Origin of the sequence: Kluyvera intermedia (assembly GCF_021440345.1) — a bacterium.
Lineage (GTDB): Bacteria > Pseudomonadota > Gammaproteobacteria > Enterobacterales > Enterobacteriaceae > Kluyvera > Kluyvera intermedia_A.
This window is the reverse complement of sequence record NZ_JAKCNS010000006.1, coordinates 41,800-66,805: the sequence shown is the minus strand read 5'-3', so window position 1 is coordinate 66,805 and position 25,006 is coordinate 41,800. Positions and strand designations below refer to the sequence as shown.

Below are 25,006 nucleotides of genomic sequence, written 5' to 3'. Positions count from 1 at the left end.
CGTATGTCTTCCCGCAATAATCCGGTACGTATCGCCATCGTGATGGGGTCCAAAAGTGACTGGGCAACCATGCAGTTCACCGCAGAAATCCTCGATATTCTGAATGTTCCTCACCACGTTGAAGTGGTTTCCGCCCACCGCACCCCCGATAAACTGTTCAGCTTCGCTGAAGAAGCCGAAAGCAACGGTTATCAGGTGATTATTGCCGGTGCCGGTGGCGCTGCGCATTTACCCGGTATGATTGCGGCTAAAACCCTGGTTCCGGTGCTGGGTGTTCCGGTACAGAGCGCGGCGTTAAGCGGCGTTGATAGCCTCTACTCTATTGTGCAAATGCCGCGCGGGATCCCGGTTGGCACGCTGGCGATTGGCAAAGCAGGCGCCGCCAATGCCGCCCTGCTCGCCGCACAGATCCTTGCCCAGCACGACGAAGCGCTGCATCAACGTTTGCAGGACTGGCGTAAAGCGCAAACCGACGAAGTGCTGGATAATCCCGATCCGCGAGGTGCGGCATGAAACAGGTTTGCGTACTCGGCAACGGTCAGCTAGGCCGGATGTTACGCCAGGCCGGTGAGCCACTGGGCATTGCCGTCTGGCCCGTGGGTTTAGAAGCCGACCCGGCCGCCGTGCCGTTTCAGCAAAGCGTCATTACCGCTGAGATTGAGCGCTGGCCAGAAACCGCGTTAACCCGCGAACTGGCGGAACATAAAGCATTTGTTAACCGCGACGTGTTCCCGATTATTGCCGACCGTCTGACGCAAAAGCAGCTTTTCGATAAGCTCGGTCTTGCTACCGCGCCGTGGCAGCTGCTGGCGAACGCCGGTGAATGGCCAGCGGTCTTTGACCGTCTGGGCGAGCTGGCGATCGTGAAACGCCGCACCGGCGGCTACGATGGCCGCGGCCAGTGGCGTCTGCGCGCTAACGAAACCGCTCAGCTGCCGGACGATTGCTACGGCGAGTGCATCGTTGAGCAAGGCATTAACTTCTCTGGCGAAGTGTCACTGGTCGGCGCGCGTGCGCACGACGGTAGCACCGTGTTCTATCCCCTGACCCACAACCTGCATCAGGACGGCATTCTGCGCATGAGCGTCGCCTTCCCGCAGGCAGATGCTCAGCAGCAGGCGCAGGCAGAAACAATGCTTTCCGCCATTATGCAAGAGCTGAACTATGTGGGCGTGATGGCGATGGAGTGCTTCGTAACGCCTGCCGGTCTGCTGATAAACGAGCTGGCCCCGCGCGTGCACAACAGCGGCCACTGGACGCAGAACGGTGCTTCCATCAGCCAGTTCGAACTGCATTTGCGGGCGATTACCGATCTGCCGCTGCCACCGCCGGTGGTCAACAGCCCGTCGGTGATGGTCAACCTGATTGGTACCGATCTGAACTATGACTGGCTGAAGCTGCCGCTGGTGCACCTGCACTGGTACGACAAAGACGTTCGCGAGGGCCGTAAAGTGGGTCACCTGAATCTCAATGACAGCGATACCGGCCGTCTCGCCGCCACGCTGGAAGCGCTGGTTCCCCTGCTGCCGGTCGAGTACGCCAGCGGCATCGCCTGGGCGCAAACCCGGCTGAAATAGGCCTTTAGTGCCGGGGAAAGCAACTTACGCTTCCCCGGCCCCCTCCTTGAAGCGTAAAATCCCGCCGTAACCGCAATACCCCCACTTTGTTCACAGAAGGATTTCCCCATGAATAATGGGACGGATTACTGCGCCATTCTGCGCGCGGAAACGCCCATCATTGACGTTCGCGCACCGGTTGAGTTCGCTCAGGGCGCAATGCCCGCCGCCGTTAACCTGCCGTTGATGACCGACGAAGAGCGCGCCGCCGTCGGCACCTGCTATAAACGCGAAGGTGCAGACGCCGCGCTGGCGCTGGGGCATAAGCTGGTTGCCGGTGAAACGCGCCAGCAGCGCATTGCGGCCTGGCTGGACGCCTGCCGTGACGCCCCGAACGGCTACCTGTGCTGCGCCCGCGGCGGGCAGCGTTCGCATATTACGCAAAGCTGGATAAAAGAGTACGGCATCGATTATCCGCTCATCACCGGCGGTTATAAGGCCCTGCGCCAGGCGGCGATTAAGGCCACCGAGGAGCTGGTCCGCCATCCGATAATCCTTATCGGCGGCTGTACCGGCAATGGTAAAACGCCGCTGGTTCGCCAGCAGCCGCAGGGAATCGACCTTGAAGGGCTGGCGCATCATCGCGGCTCCTCGTTTGGCCGCACGCTCAACGCCCAGTTCTCGCAGGCCACCTTTGAGAACCATCTGGCAACGGCGCTGCTGCAAGGCGCGCATGAGCAGGAGCGCGTGCGTTGGGTGCTGGAAGATGAGGGCCGGATGATTGGCGCGAACCACCTACCGGAATGCCTGCGCGACCGTATGGCGCAGTCGCCTATCGCGGTGGTGGAAGATCCGTTTGAGCTGCGCATCGAGCGCCTGCGGGAAGAGTATTTCACCCGCATGCACCACGATTTTTTCGCCGCCTACGGTGAGGAACAGGTCTGGCAAGAGTACAGCGCCTATCTGCATCACGGCCTGTTCGCCATCCGCCGCCGTCTGGGGCTGCAGCGTTTTGCCGAACTGACCGCCACCCTCGACGAATCTCTGGCCGAGCAGCGGCGCAGCGGCTCCACCGAAGCGCATTTCGCCTGGCTGGTACCGCTGCTTAACGAGTATTACGACCCGATGTACCGCTATCAGCTGGAGAAGAAAGCCGACAAAATTGTCTTCCGGGGGACATCAGAAGACGTCGTGAGTTGGCTCTCTTCGCACCCTTAAGCTTTAAATAGCCAGCAGGCCGCAAAGTGGCGCGGAGCGATTTCGCGCATCGGCGGCTCCTGCTGCTGGCACTGCGGCATGACGTGCGGGCAGCGGCTGCAAAAACGGCAGCCGCGCAGTTCCGCCGTAGGGCTGGGGATTTCGCCTTTTAACCCGCCGTCGTCCAGTTGCTGAATACGCGGATCGGCCACCGGCACTGAGGCCAGCAGCGCCTGCGTATACGGATGCGCCGGACGCTGGTACAGCTCGCCTGCCGGCGCCACCTCCACCAGCTTACCGAGATACATCACCCCAATGCGGCTGGAGATATGCCGCACCATCGACAGGTCATGGGCGATAAACAGATAGGTCAGCCCCAGCTCCTGCTGCAGGTCCTGCAAAATGTTTACTACCTGCGCCTGCACCGACACATCCAGCGCCGACAGTGGCTCATCGCACAGCACAAACTCCGGGCGCACCGACAGCGCACGGGCAATGCTGATGCGTTGGCGCTGTCCGCCGCTGAACTCATGCGGGAAACGGGTCAGATGCTCGGGCTTAAGCCCCACTTTGTAGAGCATTTCCTCGGCGCGCTCGCGCTGGGTATGCGCGTCATAGCCGTGAATTTTCATCGGCTCCGCCACCAGCTGCTGTACCGTCATACCGGGGTTAAGCGACGACCACGGGTCCTGGAAAATAGCCTGCATCCGGCGGCGTAACGGCTTGAGCGTTTTCTCCGATGCCTGCGCAATATCCTGCCCGGCGAATTCGATGTCACCCGAGGTGATATCAAACAGCCGCAGAATCGACCGCCCGACCGTTGATTTACCGCAGCCGGACTCCCCCACCAGGCCGAAGGTTTCGCCCGGCTGAATATCAAAGCTGACGCCATCAACGGCTTTTACCACCCGTTTTTGGCTGAAGATGCCGCCATTAAGGGCATAATGTTTCCGCACCTCGCGCAGACGAATTAACGGTGCCTCGCTCATGCCGATACCTCCTGTTCTGCCGATAACCAACACGCGACCCGATGGCCTGCACCACATTGACGAAACGCAGGCTGCGCCGCGCACTGCGGCATACGCTGCGAGCAGCGTTCAGCAAACGGGCAGCCCGGCGGCGGGTTCAGTAACCCCGGCGGGGAGCCTTCAATCGGCGACAGCCGGTGCTCTGGGTCATCGGCGCGGGGTAACGAGGCCAGCAGCCCCTGGGTATACGGGTGCGCTGGGCGCAGGAAAATGTCTTCGGCGCTGCCCTCTTCCATCACCAGCCCGCCGTACATCACCACCACGCGGCTGCACATCTGCGCCACCACGCCAAGGTCGTGGGTAATCAGCAAAATTGCCGCCTGGGTTTGCTGCTGCAGCGATTTCAACAGCCGCAGAATTTGCGCCTGAATGGTGACGTCCAGCGCGGTGGTCGGCTCGTCGGCAATCAGCAGCTGCGGGTCACAGGAGAGCGCGATGGCAATCATCACCCGCTGGCGCATCCCGCCGCTGAATTCATGCGGATATTGCTTAAAGCGCCGCGGCGCATCGGCAATACCCACGCTTTCCAGCATCGCCAGCGCCTTTTCGTTGGCGGCTTTGCGGCTTAGTCCTTTATTGCGCATCAGGATTTCCGTCATCTGCCGGCCAATCGTCAACACCGGATTCAGCGCGGTCATCGGATCCTGGAAAATCATCGCGATGTCGTTACCACGGATTTGTCGCATCTGCTGCGGCGTTTTCTGCGCCAAATCGTCACCGCGAAAACGCACGCTACCGCCGGTGATTTTGCCGTTATTGCCCAGCAGTTGAAGAATCGATTTACAGGTTACGCTTTTGCCGCACCCGGATTCTCCGACGATGCCGACCAGTTCTCCGGCGTTAAGCGCAAAACTGACGCCACGCACCGCGTGAACTTCCCCATCGCGGGTGAAAAACGAGGTTTTCAGGTTATCAAGCTCAAGTAAGTCAGGCATCGCGGTTGGCCCCCGGTTCGAAGGCGGTGCGGAACACGTCGCCAAGTACGTTAAAGCTAAAAACGGTCAGCAGAATCAAAATGCCCGGGAACATGGCAAGCCAGGAGGCCTCGCCGATATACGACTGGGCGTTATTGAGCATACTGCCCCACGATGCGGCGGGCTGCTGGACGCCAAGGCCGAGGAAGCTCAGCGTCGACTCCATGAGAATTGCCGAAGCAATATTGAGCGTCGCGGCTACGATAATCGTCGGCATTACGCCGGGAATAATATGCCGGACAATAATGCGCAGCGGGTTTTCCCCGGAGGCGCGGGCGTAGAGAACGTACTCGCGTTCCTTGATAGACAGGGTTTCCGCGCGCACCAGCCGCGACATGTTCATCCACGTCAACAGGCTGATAATCATAATGATGTTGTCCACACCGGGCTTCAGATAGGCGTTCAGCACCAGCAGCAGGAAGAAAGCCGGGATCGCCATCAGAATATCCACCGCGCGCATCATCAGGTTATCCAGCCAGCCGCCAAAATAGCCGCTAATGGTGCCGACGACCGTGCCAATCAGCGTGGAAAACAACATCGCCAGAAAGCCAACCATCAGCGAGATGCGGCCACCGGAAAGCGCGCGGGTGAAATAGTCGCGACCATATTCATCGGTGCCAAACCAGTGTGCGCCATCGGGCGGCAGCATGCGGGCGGCCAGCGACATTTGATCCGGATCGTAAGGACTGAAGCCCGCGGCAAACGCCGCGACCACAAAGATAAACAAAACCAGCAGGGAAAACTGCGCCGGACGATTGCGGCGGAGCTGGTGGCGAACGTTTTGCCAGCGTCGATTCATCGTCGGTTACCTCATTGTACGAATGCGGGGATCGGCAAAGCGATACAGCAGATCGGCCAGCAGATTGCCGACGATCAGCATCAGCGATGACAGCAGGATAATCGCCATGATCAGCGGATAGTCCAGCGAAGTGATCGCCTGGATCCCCAAAAGTCCCATCCCCGGCCAGGAGAAGACGCTTTCGGTCACGTACGCGCCGACCACCAGCTCACCAAACGACAGGCCGAACAGGGTAATCACCGGCAGCAGGACGTTTTTCAACACGTGGCGGAACAAAATCGTGCGATAGGTCGCGCCATAGGCCAGCTGCGTCTGCACATAGTCAGCCGACAGCTGGGTAATGGTGTTAGAACGCACGTAGCGCACGTAGGTTGAGAGGTTATAAAACGTCAGCGCGATACACGGCAGCACACCGTGGCGCATAACATCAAGCCAACTATCTTCAACGCCAATGGTGCGCATCCCCATGCTGGGAAACCAGTTGAGCTGCACGGCGAAAACGGTAATTAGCAAAATACCGAACCAGAAGATCGGCACTGAAATACCGATATAGGCGAACAGATTCAGCACGTAGTCCAGCCAACGATGCTTAAACGCACCGGCCAGCAGGCCTAGCGGTATCGCCAGCACAATCGCCAGCAGCAATGAAGCGCCCATCAGACCGAGGGTGGCGGGAATGCGTTCGAGGATCATCTCCAACACCGGGCGGTGGTAAATCAGCGAATAGCCCAGATCGCCGTGCAGAATATTTTTCAGCCACAGCAGATACTGAGTCACCAGCGGTTTATCCAGCCCAAGGCTATGGCGAATACGCTCAATATCTTCCGGCGACATACGCGGCGTGATGTACGCCTGGATGGGGTCTCCGGGGGCGAGTTTGACCAGCAAAAACGCCACCAGCGAGATAAAGAAAAGCATCGGCAGCAGCTGCAGCAGCCGACGTGTCAGCATTGTGTTCACGACATTCCCTTAACGCCTTTTCCCCTCTCCCTTCCAGGGAGTGGGCCGGGGTGAGGCTCTCCAGCGACTCAGTGCCAGAATCCCCTCACCCTAACCCTCTCCCCAAAGGGGAGAGGGAACAAAGCGTACATCATTTTTATTTTTGATAGATCTTCGATAAATCCTGGAACATATAGACCGGTTTCGGCTCGGCTTCTTTGGTGCCGCCGAAGCGTTTATCAACCGCCACCACCGCGTTGGTGTAGGCAATTGGGTAGTAGGTCATGTCGGTGGCAACAACCTGCTGGATTTGCTTATAGATTTCACCGCGTTTAACGCTGTCCGTTTCGACCGAGCCTTTATCCCACAGCGCATCGAACTGCGGATTTTTGTAGTGCGCATAGTTGTAGGCTTCGTTGCTCATAAACAGCGATTTATAGCCGTCCGGCTCAGCGCCCATGATGTACCCGCCGAGGCTCAGCTCATACGAGGTGTTGTTCATATCCAGGCTTCGTTGCGACATGGCGTTGGCATCCAGCGGCATCAGCTCGACGTTGAGCCCCAGCGCTTTCAGCTGCTGCTGGATATACAGCCCCATGCTTTCCTGCGTTTTATTGGTGTTGATATAGGCCAGACGCAGCTTCAGATCGCTCGGTGCGCCGGAGGCTTTCAGCAGATCTTTGGCTTTTTGCAGATCGTAGGCGTACTGATCGACATCGTCAGAATGGTACAGCGTATCCGGCGTCAGGAAGGAGGTTGCCGGCTTCGCGTAGTCCGTTGAGGTAAAGGCAGTGGTCACCAGATCGTTTTTATTAATCGCATAGGCAATCGCCTGGCGCAGTTCTTTGCTTTTCAGCGCCGGTACGTTCTGGTTAAAGGTCATGTACGCCAGACGCCCTTCCGGGTAGACCACAAAGTTGAATTTATCGGTCTTAGTCAGACGGGAAACGTCCTGTGGGTCGACCATCTTGAGGTTGATTTCGCCGTTTTGCAGCGCCAGGTTTGCCGAGTTGCTGTCTTTGGCAAAACGATAGGTCACGGAATCCAGCTTGGCTTTGCCGTTCCAGTAATCATCGAAACGCGTCAGGGCATAGTACTGGCCCGCGCGATACTCTTTAAATTTGAACGGGCCGGAGCCCACCGGCACATCGTTTTTGCTGCTTTTTTCCAGATCGCCTTCATTGGCAAACACATGCTGCGGGATCGGGTAGATCTGTACCAGCGTGCCGACAAACGCCGCGCTCACCTGCGGCAGAGTAAATTTCACGGTGAGGTCATCAACTTTACTCACCTGCACCGGTTTGCCGCCAAACATAAACATGCTGCGGAAGAAACTGTGCTGTTTTTCGTCCAGTAGTTTATCGAAGGTGAAGACTACGTCAGCGGCGGTGATCGGCTGGCCGTCCTGCCATTTCAGATTCGGTTTGAGCTTGAGGATATAGCTCAGGTTATCGGCGGATGGCTCAAGACTTTCCGCCAGGCCCCACTCAATTTTTCCGTCGTTATAGCTATACAGCGGTGCGTACAGCGCCTGCATGATGGTCAGCGTGGTGCGGTCGCTGGCGTAAATCGGATTCACCGCCAGCGGGTCGCCGGAGGTAATACCAATAATCAGCGAACCACCGTCTTTTGCCGCACTGCTGCTGGCTGCCGGGGTATTCGCGGTGTCTTTATTTTTTGCGTCGTCACACCCGGTGAGTCCCAACGCCAGTGAAATAAATGCCGCGGGGATGAATAATTTACGCATACGTCATTAACTCCTTACCCTTTAAAATTATTATTCCTGCAAAGAAATAAACCGACGGACCGGTGACCCACATTTCTTTCAACAGCGTGGCGCGAGTTGAATACCCGGTTTTATAGTTAACTCGGTATATAAGCGCCTTAACAATAGGCACGCAATTGAATCCCCTTCACCTTGTTAACCGCTTCACAATTCCATACAGAATAGAAAAGTCAGAATTTACAGACAGATAAAGCTCTGCTGTCGACAACATGAAATGAAAAACAGGGGTAGTTGAGGAGCGAAATTATAACCAGCTGATGTGTAACAAAAAAGCGGGAATGGCGGCAGAAGCTAGACGTTTTTTAGCTAAGGAAAGTTGAAAATAAACTATGCAAAGGGCGGCCAACGCCGCCCTTTCATTCACAAAACCCGTCACACCGCCAATGCTGAAGCCGCGAGAAGGGTTATGTGCTTACGATTAGAAATCGTAACGCAGACGCACCAGGTTCATATCACCCAGGTCATCGGTGCTGGAGGTAAACACGTGTTCGTAATCAACACGGAAACCATAATCCAGCTGGAAGCTGATACCCACGCCGTTATCGATGCGCTGGTAGTTGCGACCATTCACGTATTCAATACGGTCACCCATGAAGTATGGCTGAACGGATTTAAGCGCGTACTGGCCAACCGGGATTTTGTAACCCGCGAAGTATTCCACACCCCATGCATCACCGGCGAAGTAATCGTGAACGGACGATTTCTTGGTGGTCATGAAGTTCTGATACCAGCCGCCGCCAACGGAGAAGGTCCAGTTGTCAGGCGTCCAGCTCAGTGCGGTACCAACGATGTTCTGATCGTAGGTTTTGCCGTCGCTGTTGTTGATGTTGCTCATGTCCGCACGGGTATAGTTCCATGCAGTACCCCAGGAGAGATCGTCAGTGATGTGGTAATCGACACCCAGTGAACCGCCGCCTTTACGTTTGTACATCAGGCCGTTGTTCAGGTTCAGATCATCGCTGAACAGGTAAGAAGCGTAGAGATCAACATCGCCTACGGTTTTCTTATACTTCAGAGATTTACGGGTACGATAAGAACCATCGTAGTCACCGTTGATACCGTTACCTGATGCCTGACCAATCATGTCATAGTCCCAGATATCGGTTTTCGCACCGACCACATCGTAGTAGATGCTGTTTTGTTGACCGAAGGTCAGCGTACCCCAGGTATCGCTCTTCAGGCCGGTGTAAAGCATACGACGGGTGGTGTCGTTTGCGCCTTCGGCGTAGTGGTTATCCCAGTCGAAGACCGCAGGAATATTCACACCCAGTTCGTAGTAGCTGACCCAGCTAATATCGTCGAACAGGTAGTAATCTGCTGCGAAACGGAAACGAGTGCCGCCATCAAAGCCATTACGTTTGTAAGAGCCTTTGTCGCCGTCACCGGTCATCATGTTGAACTGTGGACGGATACTCCCGCCGACGGTGAAGTTCAGACGGCTCAGCGGATTACCAGCCTGAGGATCCTGCTTAAGCAGGGTAATTTCAGCCTGGGATGCGAAAGACGTCAATGCCACTGCAGCACCGATCGATAACGCCAGTGCTTTCATTTTTATAGTCATTATTGTTCCTTGATAGATTTCGAGCCAACTATCTGGCTAACAAATATTATCGTTTATTAATAAATTGCACCTCGCTGATTTTTAATGAAACGTGCGCTTTAGGTTTCCAGATTTACCGAATGGTGCCGTAAAAAAGACAAATTGATGAAAGGATGGGCAATTTTATGCCGTTCGGGCGAACGCGCGTGGAGAGTTTGTCGGCCAGATGAGCGGTTTCCCCTGCGGTCATCCTGTGAAGACGGATGGAGAGAGACGCTTATCCGGCCCGGATAAGCGTCATAACAGGACAAACCTGAGTTAGCTGGCGAACTGGCGGAACAGCGCCCGCCCTTTCAGCAACCGCAGCCCCAGCCCGCCGCCGCACAGCGACAGCAATAGCGCCCCGCACACCGGCAGCGCTACCCACAACCGCCAGTCCGGCGTCCACGGGAAATCAAACACCTTGCTTTGCAGCAGAGCCAGCGCGGTTTCCGCCCCGATGGCTGCCACCAGACCGGAAATCGCGCCGAGTAGCGCAAACTCAGCCCACAGCGTGGCACGCAGCAGCGATTTGCCAGCACTCAGCGTACGATAGACCACCAGCTCCTGATGACGCTGGCGCATCTTCACCTGAACCTGCGCCAACAGCAGCAGCACGCCGCACGCGGTCACCAGCACCACCATCACTTCCAGCGCCCGGCTGACCTGCGCCAGTACCTGGCCGACCTGCTTCAGAATGGCACCGATATCCAACAGGCTCACCGTCGGGAACTCGCGGTTAAGCTGGGTCAACAGTGACGTATCGCGATCCCAGCGGAAGCTGGTCAGCCAGCTTTGCGGCTGGCCGTCCAGCGCGCCGTCAGGGAAGATAAAGAAGAAGTTTGGCCGCAGGCTCTCCCAGTCCACTTTCCGAATGCTGCTGACCTTAGCGGTAAAGTCCTGAGTATCGCCGGTAAAGGTCACGCTATCGCCGAGGCCAATATTCAGCCGCTGCGCCAGCCCCTCTTCAATCGACACCTCCCCGGCCTTCGGCGGCCACACGCCCGCCACCAGCGGGTTATGTTCCGGCCGCTGGTTTTGCCAGGTTAAGTTCAGCTCGCGGTTCAGCGACTCATCTTTATTGCCTTCCGTGCTGTGGCCATCAATCTGCGTCAGTCGGGCGCGCACAATTGGGTAGAACGCCGCAGGGATCACCTGATGTTCGGCGAGGAAGGTTTTCACCTCACTCACCTGCTCCGGGGCAATGTTAATCAGGAAGTAGTTCGGACTTTCCGGCGGCAGCTGCTGCTGCCAGCGGTCCAGCAGATCGCCACGCAGCACCAGCAGCAGGGCCAGCAGCATAAACGACAGCGAGAAAGCCGCCAGTTGGCTCAACGTTGACCACGGCTGGCGCAGCAGGCGGTTGACCGCCAGCCGCAGCGGCAGCGCGCGCAGCGTCAGGCGTTTCAGCACTTTCAGCAGCAGCCAGCCCACCAGCCCACACAGCGCCGCCAGCACCACGGCCCCGGCCAGAACCGACCACAGCAGCGGGCTAGCGCCCATCAACCACGCCAGCAGCGCCACGGTAATAAGGCAAACCACCGGCAGATACACTTTCAGCGGCCAGACGCTGGCCACCATATCCTGACGCAGTACGCGCAGCGGCTGGGTCGCCAGCAGTAAACGATAGGGGCGCAGTCCTACCAGCAGGGAAATCACCGTCATCGAGCCGACGGCCCAAAGCCACGGCCAGGCACTGGCGGCCGGTAACGCCGCTGGCAGCACCGGTTTTAACAGGGTTAGCAAAATAGATTCAAACACCAGCCCCATTGCGCCGCCCGCCAGCGCCGACAGCGCCAGCAGCAGCACCCATTGGCCGATAATCAGCTTGCGCAGCTGCGCCCGTCCAGCGCCCAGCGTTTTGAGGATAGCCACCAGATCGTAGCGGCTGCGGCAGTAATGGCCCATCGCCACGGCCACGGCGGCCACCGCCAGCAGCAGCGTTAACAGCGCCGACAGCAGTAAAAACTGCTGTGAACGCTGCAGCGATTTGCCTAACGCTCCGTCGTCCTGATTCGGACCAATCCAGCGGTGTTCCGGCTTAAGCTGCGGCAGCAGCCAGCTTTCGTAGCTCGCCAGCTGCGTTGGCGTGCCGGCAAATTTGTAGTTCCAGCTCACCCGGCTGCCGGGCTGTACCGCACCGGTTTTCGCGACGTCCGCCAGATTCATCATCAGCCGCGGGGCCATCTGGAAGGGATTAAAACCGCTGTCCGGCTCCTGCAACACTTCCCCAGCGATCCGCAGGGTGGCGTCACCGACGTCGATATTGTCGCCGGTCTTCAGATTGAGCAGCGCCATCAGACGCGGCGCCATCAGCACCGTACCGGCCTGCGGTTTGACGTTCGCCGGCAGCGTTTGCAGCTCGCCGTACAGCGGATAGCTATCATCCACCGCTTTTACGTCCGCCAGCTGCGGCGTGTCACCCGCCCAGGTCATGGTGGAAAAGTTAATCTGCTCACCGACCGTCAGCCCCAGAGAACGCGCTTTTTCCAGCCATGCGGGCAGCACTTCACGCGAACTGCGCAGCGCCCGGTCGCCGGCCATATAGTCGCGGCTTTGCTGGTTGAGCCCTTTATTCATGCGATCGCTGATGCTGCCCAGCGCCAGCACGCAGGCCACCGCCAGGCTGAGCGCCAGCCAGACAATCAACAGCGACGGCGAACGCCATTCGCGCCAGAACCAGCGTAGGATCATGCTTCCTCCCGCAGTTGCCCATCGACCAGGCGCAGGCGACGATCGCAGCGCGCCGCCAGCTGGGCATCATGAGTCACCAGAATCAGCGTGGTGCCGTGTTCACGGTTTAGGGAAAACAGCAGATCGGCAATTTTATCGCCGGTATGGCGGTCAAGGTTGCCGGTAGGTTCATCGGCAAACAGCAGATCGGGCCTGCCGTTAAAGGCGCGCGCCAGCGCCACGCGCTGCTGCTCACCGCCGGAAAGCTGCGCCGGAAGATGGTGCAGACGCTTGCCCAGCCCCAGTTGCTCAAGCAGTGCGTTTGCGCCCTGTCGGCTCTGCTTATCGCTTTCGCCGCGCAGCAGCGCAGGCAGCTCAACGTTTTCCAGCGCGTTCAGCGTCGGAATCAACATAAACGATTGAAAGACAAAACCGATATGCTGAGCGCGTAAACGTGCCCGCGCCTCTTCATCCATTTTGTCCAGCGGATGGCCCAGCAGCTTAACCTCGCCGCTACTGCCGTCATCCAGCCCGGCTAAGATAGCCAACAGCGTCGACTTACCGGAGCCAGACTCGCCAATTAAAGCAAGGGTTTGCGCCGGTTTGACAATCAGGTTAACTCCGGTAAGGATGGAAAGCTCATGCTCCCCCTGACCGACGGATTTCTTAAGATGATGAACTTCAAGTACGTTTTCCGCTGGCATTTGCCTGTCCTGTTTTTGATTCTGTTAAGCTTTCGCGCCGCGGCGGCGGACACGCTGTTAGTTCTGGGTGACAGCCTGAGCGCGGGCTATCGCATGGCGGGCAATACCGCCTGGCCTGCCCTGTTAAACGATAAATGGCAGCCAAAAACCACGGTCGTCAACGCCAGCATCAGCGGCGACACCGCGCAGCAGGGGCTGGCTCGCCTGCCCGCGCTGCTCAAACAACATCAGCCGCGCTGGGTACTCGTGGAGCTTGGCGGTAACGATGGGCTGCGCGGTTTTCCGCCGCAGCAGATTGAACAAACTCTGCGCACCATTTTGCAGCAGCTCAAAGCAGCCAATGTCCAACCGTTATTAATGCAAATTCGTCTGCCCGCAAACTATGGACGCCGCTATAATGAGGCCTTTAGCGCCGTGTATCCGAAGCTTGCCAGCGAGTTCACCGTTCCACTGCTGCCCTTCTTTATGGAAGAGGTTTATCTCAAACCGCAGTGGATGCAGGATGATGGCATCCATCCCAACCGTGACGCCCAGCCGTTTATTGCCGACTGGATGGCGACACGTCTGGCTCCATTAGTTAATCACGACGCCGGAAAGTAAAGCGGTGTCTTCAGGTAAAGTTATGCAAAAATCGGTCTTAATTACAGGATGTTCCAGTGGGATTGGTCTTGAAAGCGCACTTGAACTAAAGCGTCAGGGGTTTCGCGTACTGGCCGCCTGCCGCAAACCCGAAGATGTCAAACGCATGGACGGCATGGGGCTGACGGGGATTCTCCTCGATCTCGATAGCCCGGAAAGCGTCGATAACGCCGCAGACCAGGTGATTACCCTGACTAATAATCGCCTGTTTGGTCTGTTTAATAACGCCGGATACGGCGTGTATGGGCCGCTGGAGAGCATTAGCCGCGCGCAAATGGTGCAGCAATTTTCCGCCAACTTTTTTGGCGTTCATCAGCTGACCATGCGCCTGCTGCCCGCGATGGTGCCGCACGGTGAAGGCCGTATTGTGATGACCTCATCAGTTATGGGGCTGATTTCTACCCCGGGCCGTGGCGCCTATGCCGCGAGTAAATATGCGCTGGAAGCGTGGTCCGACGCGCTGCGCATGGAGTTACGCCATAGCGGCGTCAAAGTCAGCCTGATTGAACCCGGCCCTATTCGCACCCGCTTTACCGACAACGTCAATCAGACCAGCGACACCGCCGTGGAAAACCCAGGGATCGCTGCGCGATTTACGCTGGGCCCGGACGCCGTGGTGGAGAAAGTGCGCCACGCGTTTATCAGCGATAAACCCAAGCTGCGCTATCCAGTCACGCTGGTGACCCATGCGGTAGGCTGGTTAAAACGCCTGCTACCGGCTCGACTGATGGACAAAATTCTGCAGGGCTAAGTTGAAGCGCACGCTTTTGCCCCCATCTCGAATACAAACCGATTATAGGGAATGACTTATGTCCGTACAGAGTATCGTAAACATTACCGAAGCTAACCTGCACCAGACCCTGGAGCAATCCGCCTCCATTCCGGTGCTGTTCTATTTCTGGTCCGAGCGCAGCCAGCACTGTCTGGAACTGACGCCGGTGCTGGAAGGCCTGGCCGCGCAGTACAACGGTCAGTTTATTCTGGCGAAGGTTGACTGTGATGCCGAGCAGATGGTCGCTTCCCAATTTGGTCTGCGCGCCATTCCTACCGTTTATCTGTTCCAGAACGGTCAGCCGGTAGACGGTTTCCAGGGCCCACAGCCGGAAGAAGCCATCCGCGCGCTGCTGGATAAAGTGCTTCCGCGTGAAGAAGAGCTGAAAGCGCAGCAGGCGCTGGCGCTGATTCAGGAAGGCAACCACGCCGACGCCCTGCCGCTGCTGAAAGACGCATGGCAGCTTTCCGGCCAGGATAGCCAGATTGGCCTGCTGCTGGCGGAAACGCAGATTGCGCTTAACCGTTCCGAAGACGCCGAAGCGGTGCTGAAAACCATTCCATTGCAGGATCAGGATACCCATTATCAGGGGCTTCTGGCACAAATTGAGCTACTGAAAAAAGCGGCCGATACCCCGGAGATTCAGCAGTTGCAGCAGCAGGTTGAGCAGAACCCGGACGATGCCGAGCTGGCCTCTAAGCTGGCGCTGCAGTTGCATCAGGTAGGGCGTAATGAAGAAGCGCTGGAGCTGCTGTTCAGCCACCTGCGTAAAGATTTAGGCGCGGCGGATGGCCAGGCGCGCAAAATGCTGCAGGAAATTCTGGCGGCACTGGGAACCGGCGATGCGCTGGCCTCCAAGTACCGTCGTCAGCTGTACTCACTGCTGTACTGATTTCCGTTTCTGTTCATCGCCCGGAGCGCAGCGCGCTGGCTCCGGGCGAAATCCCTCACGCACTCTTCTTCAACTGCGTCACCACCAGCTGGTGGCGGGAATTGTAAAACTTCCGGTAGGTCAGGTAGCAGGCGATAATCGTCGACAGGCTCGCGGTAGAAAGCAGCATAAACGTCACCATAATCTGGTATTTAATCGCTTTTACCGGGTCGATACCGGCAAAAATCAGCCCTGACATCATCCCTGGCAGGCTCACCAGACCCACAGTTTTCGCTGAGTCCACCGTTGGGATAAGCGACGCGCGGATGCTTTCGCGAATCAGCCGTGCCGAGGCCATTTTCGGCGTCGCGCCCAGGCTTAACTTTTCCTGAATTTGCTGCTGCTCGGCGCTGAAGCGCTGCCCCAGATTGTTGTAGCACAACCCCACCGCAATCATCGCGTTACCGGCAATCATCCCGGAGATCGGGATCACCTGCATCGGCACAAAGGCGATTGACCCGGAAAACACCAGTACCGCCAGCGTCAGCCCCGCGCCGGTGGTAATGGCGATAAACGAGGAGATAAATGCTTTATCAATGTATTTACTGCGCTTTTGCGCGTTATAGGCGGCGTTAAAGCAGATAAACAGCACCATACACAGCGTCAGTATCGCGTGGTTGACGTTGAAGATGTACTTCAGCACGTAGCCGACGATCACCAGCTGTACCACCGCCCGGCAGATGCTCCAGATAATGTCTTTTTCCAGCGCCAGTTTTTCCCGGTAGCTCACCAGTACCGCAACCAGCACCAGCACCATCGACAGCGCTAACGATTCGTTGGTAATAATATGATCATTCATGATGTGCCTCCCGCACGCTTTCGCGATGAGATGGCAGCGTTATCACCTCATCCGCATGGCTAATTTCATCTTTATCGTGCGTCACCCACAGCACCGCCACCTGCTTATCGCGAACGTACTGATGAATAATGTCATTCACGTTCTTTTTATTGCTCTCATCCAGCGCGCTGGTAATTTCATCCAGCAGCAGCACCTTCGGCAGAAATTGCAGATTGCGAATTAATGACACCCGCTGCTTTTCCCCACCCGAGAGTTCGTTTATCGATTTTGACAGCGTCTCTTCCGGCAAACCAAATTGAACCAACTGCGACAGAAAACGATCCGGCTCCGGCTGCTTACCGCGAATTTGCCAGGGAAATATCAGGTTGTCATACACCGTATCGCCAAACAGCGCCGGGGTTTGCGCGCAGTATGAAACCTGCTGACGATAGGCCTCGGGTGAAAGCGTGGTTATCTCTTTACCTTCAAAGAGCATCTCACCGCGGCTCGGCGAAAGCAGGGAAGCGATTATTTTTAATAAGGTGCTTTTCCCACATCCTGAAGGTCCGGTAATGAGTTTAAATTCTCCGGGGGCAATGCCGAGATTAACCGCGTTAAGAATCGTCTGCCCACCAATATCAAAGCCCACATTTTGCAGCTGTAAAATAGCGCTATTTTCCATTGTTGCCATTCCATATCCTGATTTTTTCTTTTGTCCCTACAGTGTAACGCCAATTAATTTCAGGGGGCGAATTTCAGCGCCATAGCCGATATACTTGATGAAGTTACGGACAGTTAAACAGGAGGTTTTATGCTGGTATTTATCCCTATTCTTATCTTCGTCGCGCTGGTGATTGTTGCCGCAGGCGTCAAAGTTGTACCGCAAGGCTATCAATGGACGGTTGAGCGCTTTGGCCGCTATACCAAAACGCTGCATCCCGGCTTAAGCCTGGTCGTGCCGTTCATGGACCGTATTGGCCGTAAGATCAACATGATGGAACAGGTTCTTGATATTCCTTCCCAGGAAGTTATCTCGAAAGACAACGCCAACGTTTCTATCGATGCCGTCTGTTTTATCCAGGTGATTGATGCGCCGAAAGCGGCGTATGAAGTCAGCAACCTTGAGCTGGCCATCATCAACCTGACGATGACCAACATCCGTACCGTGCTGGGTTCGATGGAGCTCGATGAAATGCTCTCCCAGCGCGATAACATCAACACCCGCCTACTGCATATCGTCGATGAAGCCACCAATCCGTGGGGCATCAAAATTACCCGTATTGAGATTCGCGACGTTCGCCCACCGGCGGAGCTGATTGATGCGATGAACGCTCAGATGAAGGCCGAACGAACCAAACGTGCCTACATTCTGGAGGCCGAAGGTATCCGCCAGGCGCAGATAGTCAAAGCCGAAGGTGAAAAACAGGCGCAGATCCTCACCGCTGAAGGTGAACGTCAGTCAGCGTTCCTGCAGGCGGAAGCGCGCGAACGTTCCGCGGAAGCAGAAGCCCGAGCCACCAAAATGGTTTCTGAGGCAATTGCCGCCGGTGATATTCAGGCGGTGAACTACTTCGTGGCGCAGAAATATACCGATGCGCTGCAGCAAATTGGTTCGTCCAGCAACAGCAAAGTGGTGATGATGCCGCTGGATGCCAGCAGCCTGATGGGCTCAATTGCCGGGATCGCCGAGCTGATTAAAGACAGCGCCAGCGAACGGAAATCATCATGATTGCCCTGGTGCTCGCGCACCCGCATATTTTTTGGCTGAGCCTCGGCGGCCTGCTGCTGGCGGCAGAAATGCTCGGCGGCAGCGGCTATCTGCTGTGGAGCGGCGTCGCGGCGGCGGTCACCGGGCTGTTAACGTGGGTACTGCCGATTGGCTGGGAATGGCAGGGCACGCTGTTTGCGGTGCTCACGCTGCTGGCCGCCTGGCTGTGGTGGAAGTGGCTAAACCGGCGGGCTAGCGGTCAGCGCCCGGCGGAAAGCCAGCTTAACCAGCGCGGTCAACAGCTGTTGGGGCAGCGTTTTACGCTCGACAACGAGCTGGTCAACGGCCGCGGTCATATGCGCGTGGGCGACAGTTCGTGGCCGGTTATCGCCGATGACGATCTGCCCGCAGGCAGTAAAGTGGAAGTGGTGGCGGTGGAAGGGATTGTCCTGCGCATCAGGATCTCCCCTCCTCGCTAAGCATCAAGCCTGGGCTTTACGATGGCAGCAGCCGGACAGATTATCAATAATCGGGCAGTCGGCGCTGTCATCGCCCGGGCAGGAAGCGGCCAGCGACATCAGCTGGTCGCGCATCGCCTGCAAATCGCTAATATGGCGTTCAATATCCGCCACTTTTTGCAGCGTATACGCTTTCACATCCGCGCTGTGGCGCTGGGGATCGTTAAACAGATTCACCAGCTCGCCGCACTCTTCCAGATTGAACCCCACCTGTCGCGCCTGGCGCAGTAGCGTAAATTCATCGAGATGCTTTTGCGTATAGCTACGGTAGCCGTTTTCGCTGCGCAGCGGCGGCGTCACCAGCCCCTTCTCTTCATAAAAGCGAATGGCTTTGCTGGTTAAGCCGGTTTTTTTGGCAACATCACTGATATTCACTTTTCCCCCTTGACCTTCCCCTTGCTGGAAGGTTTAACCTTCATCACTGTAGACGAAAAGGTGAATTTGGTCACCCTGCAATTAAGGAGAGCATCATGTCTCATACCATCGACCTGACTCTGGACGGCCTGTCCTGCGGTCACTGCGTAAAACGCGTCAAAGAGAGCCTGGAGCAACGCCCCGACGTTGAACAGGCAGAAGTCACCATCGAAACCGCGCACGTCACCGGTAGCGCCAGCGCCGAAGCGCTTATCGACACCATTAAACAAGCTGGATACGGTGCGGAGTTAAGCCACCCAAAGGCTAAACCGCTGGCAGAGTCATCATCCCCGTCGGAAGCACTGACAGCGGCCACCCCTGAGCTTCCGGCAGCACAGGATCTGGATGACAGCCAACAGCTGCTGATCAACGGTATGAGCTGCGCCAGCTGCGTTTCCCGGGTACAGAAAGCGTTACAGGCTGTCCCCGGCGTCGTGCAGGCACGGGTAAACCTGGCGGAGCGCACGGCCTTAGTGATGGGCAACGCTTCCGCCGGTGATTTAGTACAGGCCGTAGAGAAAGCAGGCTACGGCGCAGAAGCGATTGAGGACGATCTCAAGCGCCGCGAACGTCAGCAGGAAACCGCGCTGGCAACCATGAAACGTTTTCGCTGGCAGGCGATTGTCGCCCTGCTGGTCGGTATTCCGGTGATGGTTTGGGGGATGATCGGCGACAACATGATGGTCTCCGACGATAACCGCTCCCTGTGGCTGGTGATTGGCCTGGCAACCCTCGCGGTGATGGTTTTTGCCGGCGGCCACTTCTACAGCAGCGCCTGGAAAAGCCTTAAGAATCGCACCGCCACCATGGATACGCTGGTCGCCCTCGGTACCGGCGTGGCGTGGCTCTATTCCATGAGCGTTAACCTGTGGCCACAGTGGTTCCCGATGGAAGCTCGCCACCTCTATTACGAAGCCAGCGCCATGATTATCGGTTTGATAAACCTCGGCCATATGCTGGAAGCACGGGCGCGTCAGCGTTCGTCCCGGGCGCTGGAAAAATTACTCGACCTCACGCCGCCGACCGCGCGAGTGGTCACCGATGACGGCGAAAAAACCGTGCCGCTGGCCGACGTGCAGCCGGGTATGACCCTGCGTCTTGCCACCGGCGATCGCGTGCCGGTCGACGGGGAAATTAGCCAGGGTGAAGCCTGGTTTGATGAAGCGATGCTGACCGGCGAGCCTATTCCACAGCAAAAGGGCGACGGCGACAGCATTCACGCCGGCACCGTGGTGCAGGACGGCTCCGTGTTGTTCCGCGCCAGCGCGGTCGGCAGCCACACCACCTTGTCACGCATCATTAAAATGGTGCGCCAGGCGCAGAGCAGCAAGCCTGAAATTGGTCAGTTAGCCGACAAAATCTCGGCGGTGTTTGTGCCGGTGGTGGTCGCTATCGCTATTTTCAGCGCCGCCATCTGGTACTTCTTCGGCCCAGCACCGCAGATTGTCTACACCCTGGTGATTGCCACCACGGTGCTGATCATTGCCTGCCCATGTGCACTTGGCCTGGCAACCCCGATGTCGATTATCTCCGGGGTTGGTCGCGCCGCTGAATACGGCGTCCTGGTACGTGATGCTGATGCATTGCAGCGCGCCAGCGAACTGACCACGCTGGTATTTGATAAAACCGGTACTCTGACCGAAGGGAAACCGCAGGTGGTGGCGGTGAAAACGCTGGGCACCTTTAGCGAGGCCACCGCGCTGCGTTTAGCCGCCGCGTTGGAACAGGGTTCGAACCACCCGCTGGCACGCGCCATTTTAGAAAAAGCGGCCGAGAAGTCGCTCCCGCAGGTCAATGCCTTCCGTACCCTGCGCGGTCTGGGCGTGAGCGGTGAAGTCGATGGACACCAGGTACTGCTGGGCAATCAGGCATTAATGCATGAGCAGCAGGTCGTGACGCGTGAACTCGATGATGAAATGACGCAGCAGGCCGCCAAAGGTGCAACGCCGGTGCTGCTGGCCGTTGATGGTCATGCCGCCGCGCTGTTCGCCATCCGCGATCCGCTGCGCAGCGACAGCGTGGCGGCGCTGCAGCGCCTGCACCGCGAAGGCTACCGCCTGGTGATGCTGACCGGCGATAACCCGGTCACCGCTAACGCGATTGCCAAAGAAGCAGGGATTGATGAAGTCATTGCCGGCGTCCTGCCGGATGGCAAAGCGCAGGCGATTAAAGATTTGCAGGCGCAGGGCCAGAAAGTGGCGATGGTCGGTGATGGCATTAACGATGCCCCGGCGCTGGCGCAGGCTGAGGTCGGTATCGCCATGGGCGGCGGCAGCGATGTGGCCATCGAAACTGCGGCTATCACCCTGATGCGTCATAGCCTGGTGGGTGTTGCCGATGCGCTGGCTATCTCCCGCGCCACGCTGCGCAACATGAAACAGAACCTGCTGGGTGCCTTTGTTTACAACTCGCTGGGTATTCCGATTGCCGCCGGGATTTTGTGGCCGCTGACCGGTACATTGCTCAACCCGGTAGTGGCCGGAGCGGCGATGGCGCTCTCCTCCATTACCGTGGTGAGCAACGCTAACCGCCTGCTGCGCTTTAAACCAAAACAGTAATCCCACCGTCCCTCCCGCCTTCGGGAGGGACGCGTTTGCACCTTTTCCCCCATCGCGCTAGCATGAGACTTTCCTTCCAGGGAGCGCGGATGAGCCTGTTAAATCAACTACAACGCCTGTGGCATGCCCTGCGCGGTTCAACCTATAGCTGGCCTGCGCTGGACGTTTCGCTGCCCGGCGGTCGCCATTTACATCTGGTCGGCAGTATTCATATGGGGACCCGCGATATGGCCCCGCTTCCCGCCCGGCTGATTAAAAAACTACGCCAGGCCGATGCGCTGATCGTCGAGGCCGACATTTCCGGCAGCGAGACCCCGTTCAGCAATCTCCCCGTCTGTCCCCCGCTGGCGGAAAGACTTAGCGAAGCGCAGCTGAGCGAGCTGGAAAACCGGGTCAACGAACAGGGGTTATCGCTGTTTCGCTTTGACAGCCAGCCGCTGTGGCAGATTGCCATGGTGTTGCAGGCCACCCAGGCACAACGGCTGGGGCTACGCCCGGATTACGGTATCGACTACCAGTTGCTCACGGCCGCGCGTGCCGCGGAACTGCCGGTACAGGAGCTGGAAGGCGCGGACAGCCAGATTGATCTGCTGTGCCAGCTGCCCGATGGCGGAATGGCGCTGCTGGAAGATACTCTGACCCACTGGCATACCAACGCGAGATTGTTACAGGTGATGATCGGCTGGTGGCTACAGCAGCCGCCGTCAAGCGGTACGGCCTCGCTGCCAAATACTTTCAGCCAGTCGCTGTATGACGTCTTGATGGTGAAACGCAACGAAGCCTGGCGCGATACGCTGCTAGCGCTGCCGCCGGGACGCTACGTGGTTGCGGTGGGGGCGCTGCATTTATACGGGGAAGGCAATCTGCCGCAGATGTTGAAATAAAAAAATGGCCAATATTTCTATTGGCCCGTCAAAGAGGAATTTCATCATTATTATTATCCCGAAGTTTTCACTCCGGATCCTTCGATTGTCGCTCAAAGTTGCCGCAACTGCCAAGACCTAATGCGCAAGATTATACTATTTTTTAGTCTGTTTACGGGCGTATGCTGAGTGCATATCCCGTTTGTGGTAAGAAGGAACGTTATGACTCCCGCCGTTAAGTTACTTGAAAAGAACAAAATCCCATTTAGCATCCACACCTACGATCACGATCCGAATGAAACTAACTTCGGTGACGAAGTGGTGCGTAAATTAGGTCTCAATGCCGACCAGGTTTACAAAACGCTGCTGGTTGCAATGAATGGCGATATGAAACAGCTCGCCGTGGCAGTCACGCCGGTCGCCGGGCAGTTGGATCTCAAAAAAGTGGCCAAAGCTCTTGGCGCGAAAAAGGTCGATATGGCCGACCCGATGGTGGCGCAGCGCGTCACCGGGTATCTGGTGGGCGGCATCAGCCCCCTCGGCCAGAAAAAGCGTCTGCCGACGGTGATTGACGCACCATCGCAGGAGTTTGCTTCTATTTTTGTCTCCGGCGGCAAACGCGGGTTGGATATTGAACTGGCGGCGGGTGATTTAGCGAAAATCCTCGGCGCGACCTTTGCGGATATCGCGCGCCGGGATTGATCGGTGCGGGTTGTTCCCTCTCCCCAAAGGGGAGAGGGAATAGAACGTATCCCGGCCAAGCACAGCGCCGCCGGGAACGACTCAAAACCTTACTGCCAGCTCACTTCCCCTTTCGGTTCGTAAGCGTTCACGTCGAGCGGTGAATTCTGTTCGATATACTGCTTCAATACTTCAGCATCGATAAAGCCGGTATTTACATACCCCGGTTTGCTATCAATCTTCGGATAGCCGTCACCGCCGGTAGCATTAAAGCTCAGGGTGGCTAAACGGTAGGTTTTTGCCGGATCAATCGCCTCGCCTTTGATTTTCAGATCCTGAAGCTGCCCGCCTTTTGCCACAAAGCTGACGTTGGCAAACTGCGGATAGGCACCGGAATCCGGCTTCATCTGCGCCACGGCGGTGAGGTATTCAGTCACCTCTTTACCGGTCATATCGGCGTAGACCACCACGTTACCGAACGGCTGCACTTTGAGCACGCTCTTGTAGGTGATATTCCCGCCCTCGATGGAATCACGAATACCGCCGCCGCTCATCACGCCAAAATCAGCGCCGGTGCGCGCCATTTGCGCCGCCAGAATCAGACGTCCCATATTGGTCTGCACAAAGCGCACTTTGCTGCGGTCACCTTCCAGATGCCCGTTGACGCTGCCCACTTTGACATCCAGCTGCGCCTTGCCTTTGCTCTGGAACGGCGTCAGTAACGACAGCATTTGTGGGTTTTCAGGGATTTGTGGCGTGTAAAGTACGCGCTCACTTTGCCCGTTGTCATAGGTCACTTTTTTCTTCAGGTTGACCGGGATCAGCTGGTAGTGCACCAGCTTCAGCTCACCGTTGCGGAACTCAAAGTCAGCGCGGCCGACGTATTTGCCCCACTCGTGCGCCTGAACAATCCAGATACCGTTTTGTTTATCTGGGGCGCACGGGGTGCCCGGCACATAATCGACCTGTTTTTTATTCTCTGACGCCATGCACACCGGATCTTGTGAGTGACCACCCACAATCATCGCCAGCGAGCCAGCAGGCAGGCTGCGCACCATCTCGACGTCGCCCGGTGCATTGGACCCGTGCTCGCCGTTGTCGTAGTGCCCCATATGGGTGGTCGCCAGAATGAGATCCGGCTTCTCGTTTTGCTGCAGCTCCTGAATAACCAGCTTCGCCTCTTCCGCCGGTTTGCGGAATTCGATGTCGGTGAAGTATTCCGGGTTACCGATTTTCGCCGTGTCGTCGGTGGTTAAACCAATGACGGCAATTTTCAGATCCTGGCGTTTGAACAGCGCCCAAGGTTTAAACAGACGTTCGCCGGTGCTTTTTTGGTAGATATTGGCGGAGAGGAACGGGAATTTAGCCCACTTTTCTTGCTGACGCAGCACGCTCATCGGATTATCGAATTCGTGGTTACCAACGGCCATTGCATCGTAGCCCACCAAATTCATCCCGCGGAAGTCAGGCTCAGCGTCCTGGAGGTCAGACTCCGGCACCCCGGTGTTGATATCGCCGCCGGAAAGCAGCAGCACGCTCCCGCCCTCTGCTGCCACTTCTTTGCGAATGCCATCCACCAGCGTTTTTTGCGCCGCCAGGCCGTATTCACCGTATTCGCTACGCCAGAAGTGCCCGTGATGATCGTTGGTATGAAGAATGGTTATTTTGTAAGTTTTATCTTGCTGGTAAGCCTGTGCAGAAATGCTGGTTAACGATAAAGCCGCCAGCATCGCCAACGCCACGCCCCGTTTGACGAATCGCATAAATCTCTCCCTGAGTGAATAACAACCGCAGAAATTACAACGCTATGAAATATTAGTCTAATTTGTTTTCAGAAATGAGACTTCCTTCAAACGTCTTAGGCAGGTATCTTAGTCTGATAATTATTATTAAAGCGTTTATCCCCAAC

Annotated in this window: 23 protein-coding genes; 11 read left to right on the top strand and 12 right to left on the bottom strand. The window is 57.0% G+C overall.

Features of this window, described 5'->3' with window-relative positions; all coding sequences use genetic code 11:
• Window positions 1–3 precede the first annotated feature (3 nt).
• The 3 genes from purE (at window position 4) to mnmH (ending at window position 2,774) form a co-directional block, all read left to right on the top strand.
• Complete coding sequence (gene purE / locus LZ634_RS01500; protein ID WP_234501974.1) at window positions 4–513, top strand: 5-(carboxyamino)imidazole ribonucleotide mutase; 510 nt, start codon at window positions 4–6, stop codon at window positions 511–513.
• A complete protein-coding gene (gene purK / locus LZ634_RS01495) occupies window positions 510–1,577 on the top strand; it encodes a 5-(carboxyamino)imidazole ribonucleotide synthase (RefSeq protein ID WP_234501973.1) in 1,068 nt (355 codons plus the stop codon). Before purE ends, purK begins: the two co-directional genes overlap by 4 nt.
• A gap of 108 nt (window positions 1,578–1,685) precedes the next feature.
• Complete coding sequence (gene mnmH, locus LZ634_RS01490) at window positions 1,686–2,774, top strand: tRNA 2-selenouridine(34) synthase MnmH (protein ID WP_234501972.1); 1,089 nt, start codon at window positions 1,686–1,688, stop codon at window positions 2,772–2,774.
• Here mnmH and LZ634_RS01485 read toward each other — a convergent pair.
• The 8 genes from LZ634_RS01485 to ybbA all read right to left on the bottom strand — a co-directional run bounded on the left by LZ634_RS01485 (window position 2,771) and on the right by ybbA (window position 13,235).
• On the bottom strand, window positions 2,771–3,742 hold the full coding sequence (locus tag LZ634_RS01485) for an ABC transporter ATP-binding protein (protein WP_234501971.1): 972 nt from the start codon (window positions 3,740–3,742) through the stop codon (window positions 2,771–2,773). The two genes, mnmH and LZ634_RS01485, sit on opposite strands and share 4 nt — an antisense overlap.
• Window positions 3,739–4,716, bottom strand: a complete 978-nt coding sequence (locus tag LZ634_RS01480; protein WP_234501970.1) for an ABC transporter ATP-binding protein — start codon at window positions 4,714–4,716, stop codon at window positions 3,739–3,741. The genes LZ634_RS01485 and LZ634_RS01480 overlap by 4 nt, the downstream gene beginning before the upstream one ends.
• Complete coding sequence (locus tag LZ634_RS01475; protein WP_234501969.1) at window positions 4,709–5,554, bottom strand: ABC transporter permease; 846 nt, start codon at window positions 5,552–5,554, stop codon at window positions 4,709–4,711. Before LZ634_RS01475 ends, LZ634_RS01480 begins: the two co-directional genes overlap by 8 nt.
• A 6-nt stretch (window positions 5,555–5,560) precedes the next feature.
• Window positions 5,561–6,505 (bottom strand): ABC transporter permease, encoded by a 945-nt coding sequence (locus tag LZ634_RS01470; RefSeq protein WP_234502029.1) that lies wholly within the window; start codon window positions 6,503–6,505, stop codon window positions 5,561–5,563.
• Window positions 6,506–6,650: 145 nt separating this feature from the next.
• Window positions 6,651–8,240, bottom strand: coding sequence for an ABC transporter substrate-binding protein (locus LZ634_RS01465; RefSeq protein WP_234501968.1), 1,590 nt, complete (start codon window positions 8,238–8,240; stop codon window positions 6,651–6,653).
• Between the two features lie 457 nt (window positions 8,241–8,697).
• On the bottom strand, window positions 8,698–9,840 hold the full coding sequence (locus LZ634_RS01460; RefSeq protein WP_234501967.1) for a porin: 1,143 nt from the start codon (window positions 9,838–9,840) through the stop codon (window positions 8,698–8,700).
• A gap of 297 nt (window positions 9,841–10,137) precedes the next feature.
• The gene (ybbP, locus tag LZ634_RS01455; RefSeq protein ID WP_234501966.1) at window positions 10,138–12,552 is read right to left on the bottom strand and encodes a putative ABC transporter permease subunit YbbP; all 2,415 of its coding nucleotides are present in this window, start codon (window positions 12,550–12,552) and stop codon (window positions 10,138–10,140) included.
• The gene (gene ybbA, locus LZ634_RS01450) at window positions 12,549–13,235 is read right to left on the bottom strand and encodes a putative ABC transporter ATP-binding protein YbbA (RefSeq protein WP_234501965.1); all 687 of its coding nucleotides are present in this window, start codon (window positions 13,233–13,235) and stop codon (window positions 12,549–12,551) included. The genes ybbP and ybbA overlap by 4 nt, the downstream gene beginning before the upstream one ends.
• On the opposite strand from ybbA, the gene tesA reads away from it, so the two are divergent.
• The 3 genes from tesA to LZ634_RS01435 are packed head-to-tail and all read left to right on the top strand — an operon-like array spanning window position 13,203 to window position 15,538.
• Window positions 13,203–13,835 carry a multifunctional acyl-CoA thioesterase I/protease I/lysophospholipase L1 gene (tesA, locus tag LZ634_RS01445; RefSeq protein WP_234501964.1) on the top strand — a complete coding sequence of 211 codons (633 nt, stop codon included), beginning with the start codon at window positions 13,203–13,205 and terminating at the stop codon, window positions 13,833–13,835. The genes ybbA and tesA overlap by 33 nt on opposite strands.
• A gap of 22 nt (window positions 13,836–13,857) precedes the next feature.
• On the top strand, window positions 13,858–14,625 hold the full coding sequence (locus LZ634_RS01440; RefSeq protein ID WP_234501963.1) for an SDR family oxidoreductase: 768 nt from the start codon (window positions 13,858–13,860) through the stop codon (window positions 14,623–14,625).
• 58 nt (window positions 14,626–14,683) lie between these two features.
• Window positions 14,684–15,538 carry a co-chaperone YbbN gene (locus LZ634_RS01435; RefSeq protein WP_234501962.1) on the top strand — a complete coding sequence of 285 codons (855 nt, stop codon included), beginning with the start codon at window positions 14,684–14,686 and terminating at the stop codon, window positions 15,536–15,538.
• Window positions 15,539–15,593: 55 nt separating this feature from the next.
• Here the strand turns inward: LZ634_RS01435 and fetB are convergent, their stop codons facing one another.
• Window positions 15,594–16,376, bottom strand: a complete 783-nt coding sequence (fetB, locus tag LZ634_RS01430; protein ID WP_234501961.1) for an iron efflux ABC transporter permease subunit FetB — start codon at window positions 16,374–16,376, stop codon at window positions 15,594–15,596.
• Window positions 16,369–17,037 carry an iron efflux ABC transporter ATP-binding subunit FetA gene (fetA, locus tag LZ634_RS01425; RefSeq protein ID WP_234502028.1) on the bottom strand — a complete coding sequence of 223 codons (669 nt, stop codon included), beginning with the start codon at window positions 17,035–17,037 and terminating at the stop codon, window positions 16,369–16,371. Before fetA ends, fetB begins: the two co-directional genes overlap by 8 nt.
• Before the next feature lie 129 nt (window positions 17,038–17,166).
• On the opposite strand from fetA, the gene LZ634_RS01420 reads away from it, so the two are divergent.
• Both LZ634_RS01420 and LZ634_RS01415 read left to right on the top strand, forming a co-directional pair.
• Window positions 17,167–18,084 (top strand): SPFH domain-containing protein, encoded by a 918-nt coding sequence (locus tag LZ634_RS01420; RefSeq protein WP_234501960.1) that lies wholly within the window; start codon window positions 17,167–17,169, stop codon window positions 18,082–18,084.
• Window positions 18,081–18,542, top strand: a complete 462-nt coding sequence (locus tag LZ634_RS01415; RefSeq protein ID WP_234501959.1) for an NfeD family protein — start codon at window positions 18,081–18,083, stop codon at window positions 18,540–18,542. Before LZ634_RS01420 ends, LZ634_RS01415 begins: the two co-directional genes overlap by 4 nt.
• Before the next feature lie 3 nt (window positions 18,543–18,545).
• Here the strand turns inward: LZ634_RS01415 and cueR are convergent, their stop codons facing one another.
• The gene (cueR, locus tag LZ634_RS01410; protein WP_234501958.1) at window positions 18,546–18,956 is read right to left on the bottom strand and encodes a Cu(I)-responsive transcriptional regulator; all 411 of its coding nucleotides are present in this window, start codon (window positions 18,954–18,956) and stop codon (window positions 18,546–18,548) included.
• A gap of 95 nt (window positions 18,957–19,051) precedes the next feature.
• Between cueR and copA the strand changes: the two genes are divergently transcribed.
• From copA to ybaK, 3 genes are all read left to right on the top strand, one after another.
• A complete protein-coding gene (copA, locus tag LZ634_RS01405) occupies window positions 19,052–21,553 on the top strand; it encodes a copper-exporting P-type ATPase CopA (RefSeq protein WP_234501957.1) in 2,502 nt (833 codons plus the stop codon).
• Window positions 21,554–21,642: 89 nt separating this feature from the next.
• Window positions 21,643–22,437, top strand: coding sequence for a TraB/GumN family protein (locus LZ634_RS01400; RefSeq protein ID WP_234501956.1), 795 nt, complete (start codon window positions 21,643–21,645; stop codon window positions 22,435–22,437).
• A 201-nt stretch (window positions 22,438–22,638) separates the two neighbouring features.
• The gene (gene ybaK, locus LZ634_RS01395) at window positions 22,639–23,118 is read left to right on the top strand and encodes a Cys-tRNA(Pro)/Cys-tRNA(Cys) deacylase YbaK (protein WP_234501955.1); all 480 of its coding nucleotides are present in this window, start codon (window positions 22,639–22,641) and stop codon (window positions 23,116–23,118) included.
• A gap of 89 nt (window positions 23,119–23,207) precedes the next feature.
• Here ybaK and ushA read toward each other — a convergent pair whose 3' ends face one another.
• Window positions 23,208–24,860: a bifunctional UDP-sugar hydrolase/5'-nucleotidase UshA gene (ushA, locus tag LZ634_RS01390; RefSeq protein WP_234501954.1), complete on the bottom strand. Its 1,653-nt coding sequence runs from the start codon at window positions 24,858–24,860 to the stop codon at window positions 23,208–23,210.
• Window positions 24,861–25,006 lie beyond the last annotated feature (146 nt).

Bases quoted from the DNA above. Each gene is read 5' to 3' on its own strand.
- purE (WP_234501974.1), top strand. From the start codon at position 4: ATGTCTTCCCGCAATAATCCGGTACGTATCGCCATCGTGATGGGGTCC.
- purK (WP_234501973.1), top strand. From the start codon at position 510: ATGAAACAGGTTTGCGTACTCGGCAACGGTCAGCTAGGCCGGATGTTA.
- mnmH (WP_234501972.1), top strand. From the start codon at position 1,686: ATGAATAATGGGACGGATTACTGCGCCATTCTGCGCGCGGAAACGCCC.
- LZ634_RS01485 (WP_234501971.1), bottom strand. From the start codon at position 3,742: ATGAGCGAGGCACCGTTAATTCGTCTGCGCGAGGTGCGGAAACATTAT.
- LZ634_RS01480 (WP_234501970.1), bottom strand. From the start codon at position 4,716: ATGCCTGACTTACTTGAGCTTGATAACCTGAAAACCTCGTTTTTCACC.
- LZ634_RS01475 (WP_234501969.1), bottom strand. From the start codon at position 5,554: ATGAATCGACGCTGGCAAAACGTTCGCCACCAGCTCCGCCGCAATCGT.
- LZ634_RS01470 (WP_234502029.1), bottom strand. From the start codon at position 6,505: ATGCTGACACGTCGGCTGCTGCAGCTGCTGCCGATGCTTTTCTTTATC.
- LZ634_RS01465 (WP_234501968.1), bottom strand. From the start codon at position 8,240: ATGCGTAAATTATTCATCCCCGCGGCATTTATTTCACTGGCGTTGGGA.
- LZ634_RS01460 (WP_234501967.1), bottom strand. From the start codon at position 9,840: ATGACTATAAAAATGAAAGCACTGGCGTTATCGATCGGTGCTGCAGTG.
- ybbP (WP_234501966.1), bottom strand. From the start codon at position 12,552: ATGATCCTACGCTGGTTCTGGCGCGAATGGCGTTCGCCGTCGCTGTTG.
- tesA (WP_234501964.1), top strand. From the start codon at position 13,203: ATGATGAACTTCAAGTACGTTTTCCGCTGGCATTTGCCTGTCCTGTTT.
- ybbA (WP_234501965.1), bottom strand. From the start codon at position 13,235: ATGCCAGCGGAAAACGTACTTGAAGTTCATCATCTTAAGAAATCCGTC.
- LZ634_RS01440 (WP_234501963.1), top strand. From the start codon at position 13,858: ATGCAAAAATCGGTCTTAATTACAGGATGTTCCAGTGGGATTGGTCTT.
- LZ634_RS01435 (WP_234501962.1), top strand. From the start codon at position 14,684: ATGTCCGTACAGAGTATCGTAAACATTACCGAAGCTAACCTGCACCAG.
- fetB (WP_234501961.1), bottom strand. From the start codon at position 16,376: ATGAATGATCATATTATTACCAACGAATCGTTAGCGCTGTCGATGGTG.
- fetA (WP_234502028.1), bottom strand. From the start codon at position 17,037: ATGGAAAATAGCGCTATTTTACAGCTGCAAAATGTGGGCTTTGATATT.
- LZ634_RS01420 (WP_234501960.1), top strand. From the start codon at position 17,167: ATGCTGGTATTTATCCCTATTCTTATCTTCGTCGCGCTGGTGATTGTT.
- LZ634_RS01415 (WP_234501959.1), top strand. From the start codon at position 18,081: ATGATTGCCCTGGTGCTCGCGCACCCGCATATTTTTTGGCTGAGCCTC.
- copA (WP_234501957.1), top strand. From the start codon at position 19,052: ATGTCTCATACCATCGACCTGACTCTGGACGGCCTGTCCTGCGGTCAC.
- LZ634_RS01400 (WP_234501956.1), top strand. From the start codon at position 21,643: ATGAGCCTGTTAAATCAACTACAACGCCTGTGGCATGCCCTGCGCGGT.
- ybaK (WP_234501955.1), top strand. From the start codon at position 22,639: ATGACTCCCGCCGTTAAGTTACTTGAAAAGAACAAAATCCCATTTAGC.
- ushA (WP_234501954.1), bottom strand. From the start codon at position 24,860: ATGCGATTCGTCAAACGGGGCGTGGCGTTGGCGATGCTGGCGGCTTTA.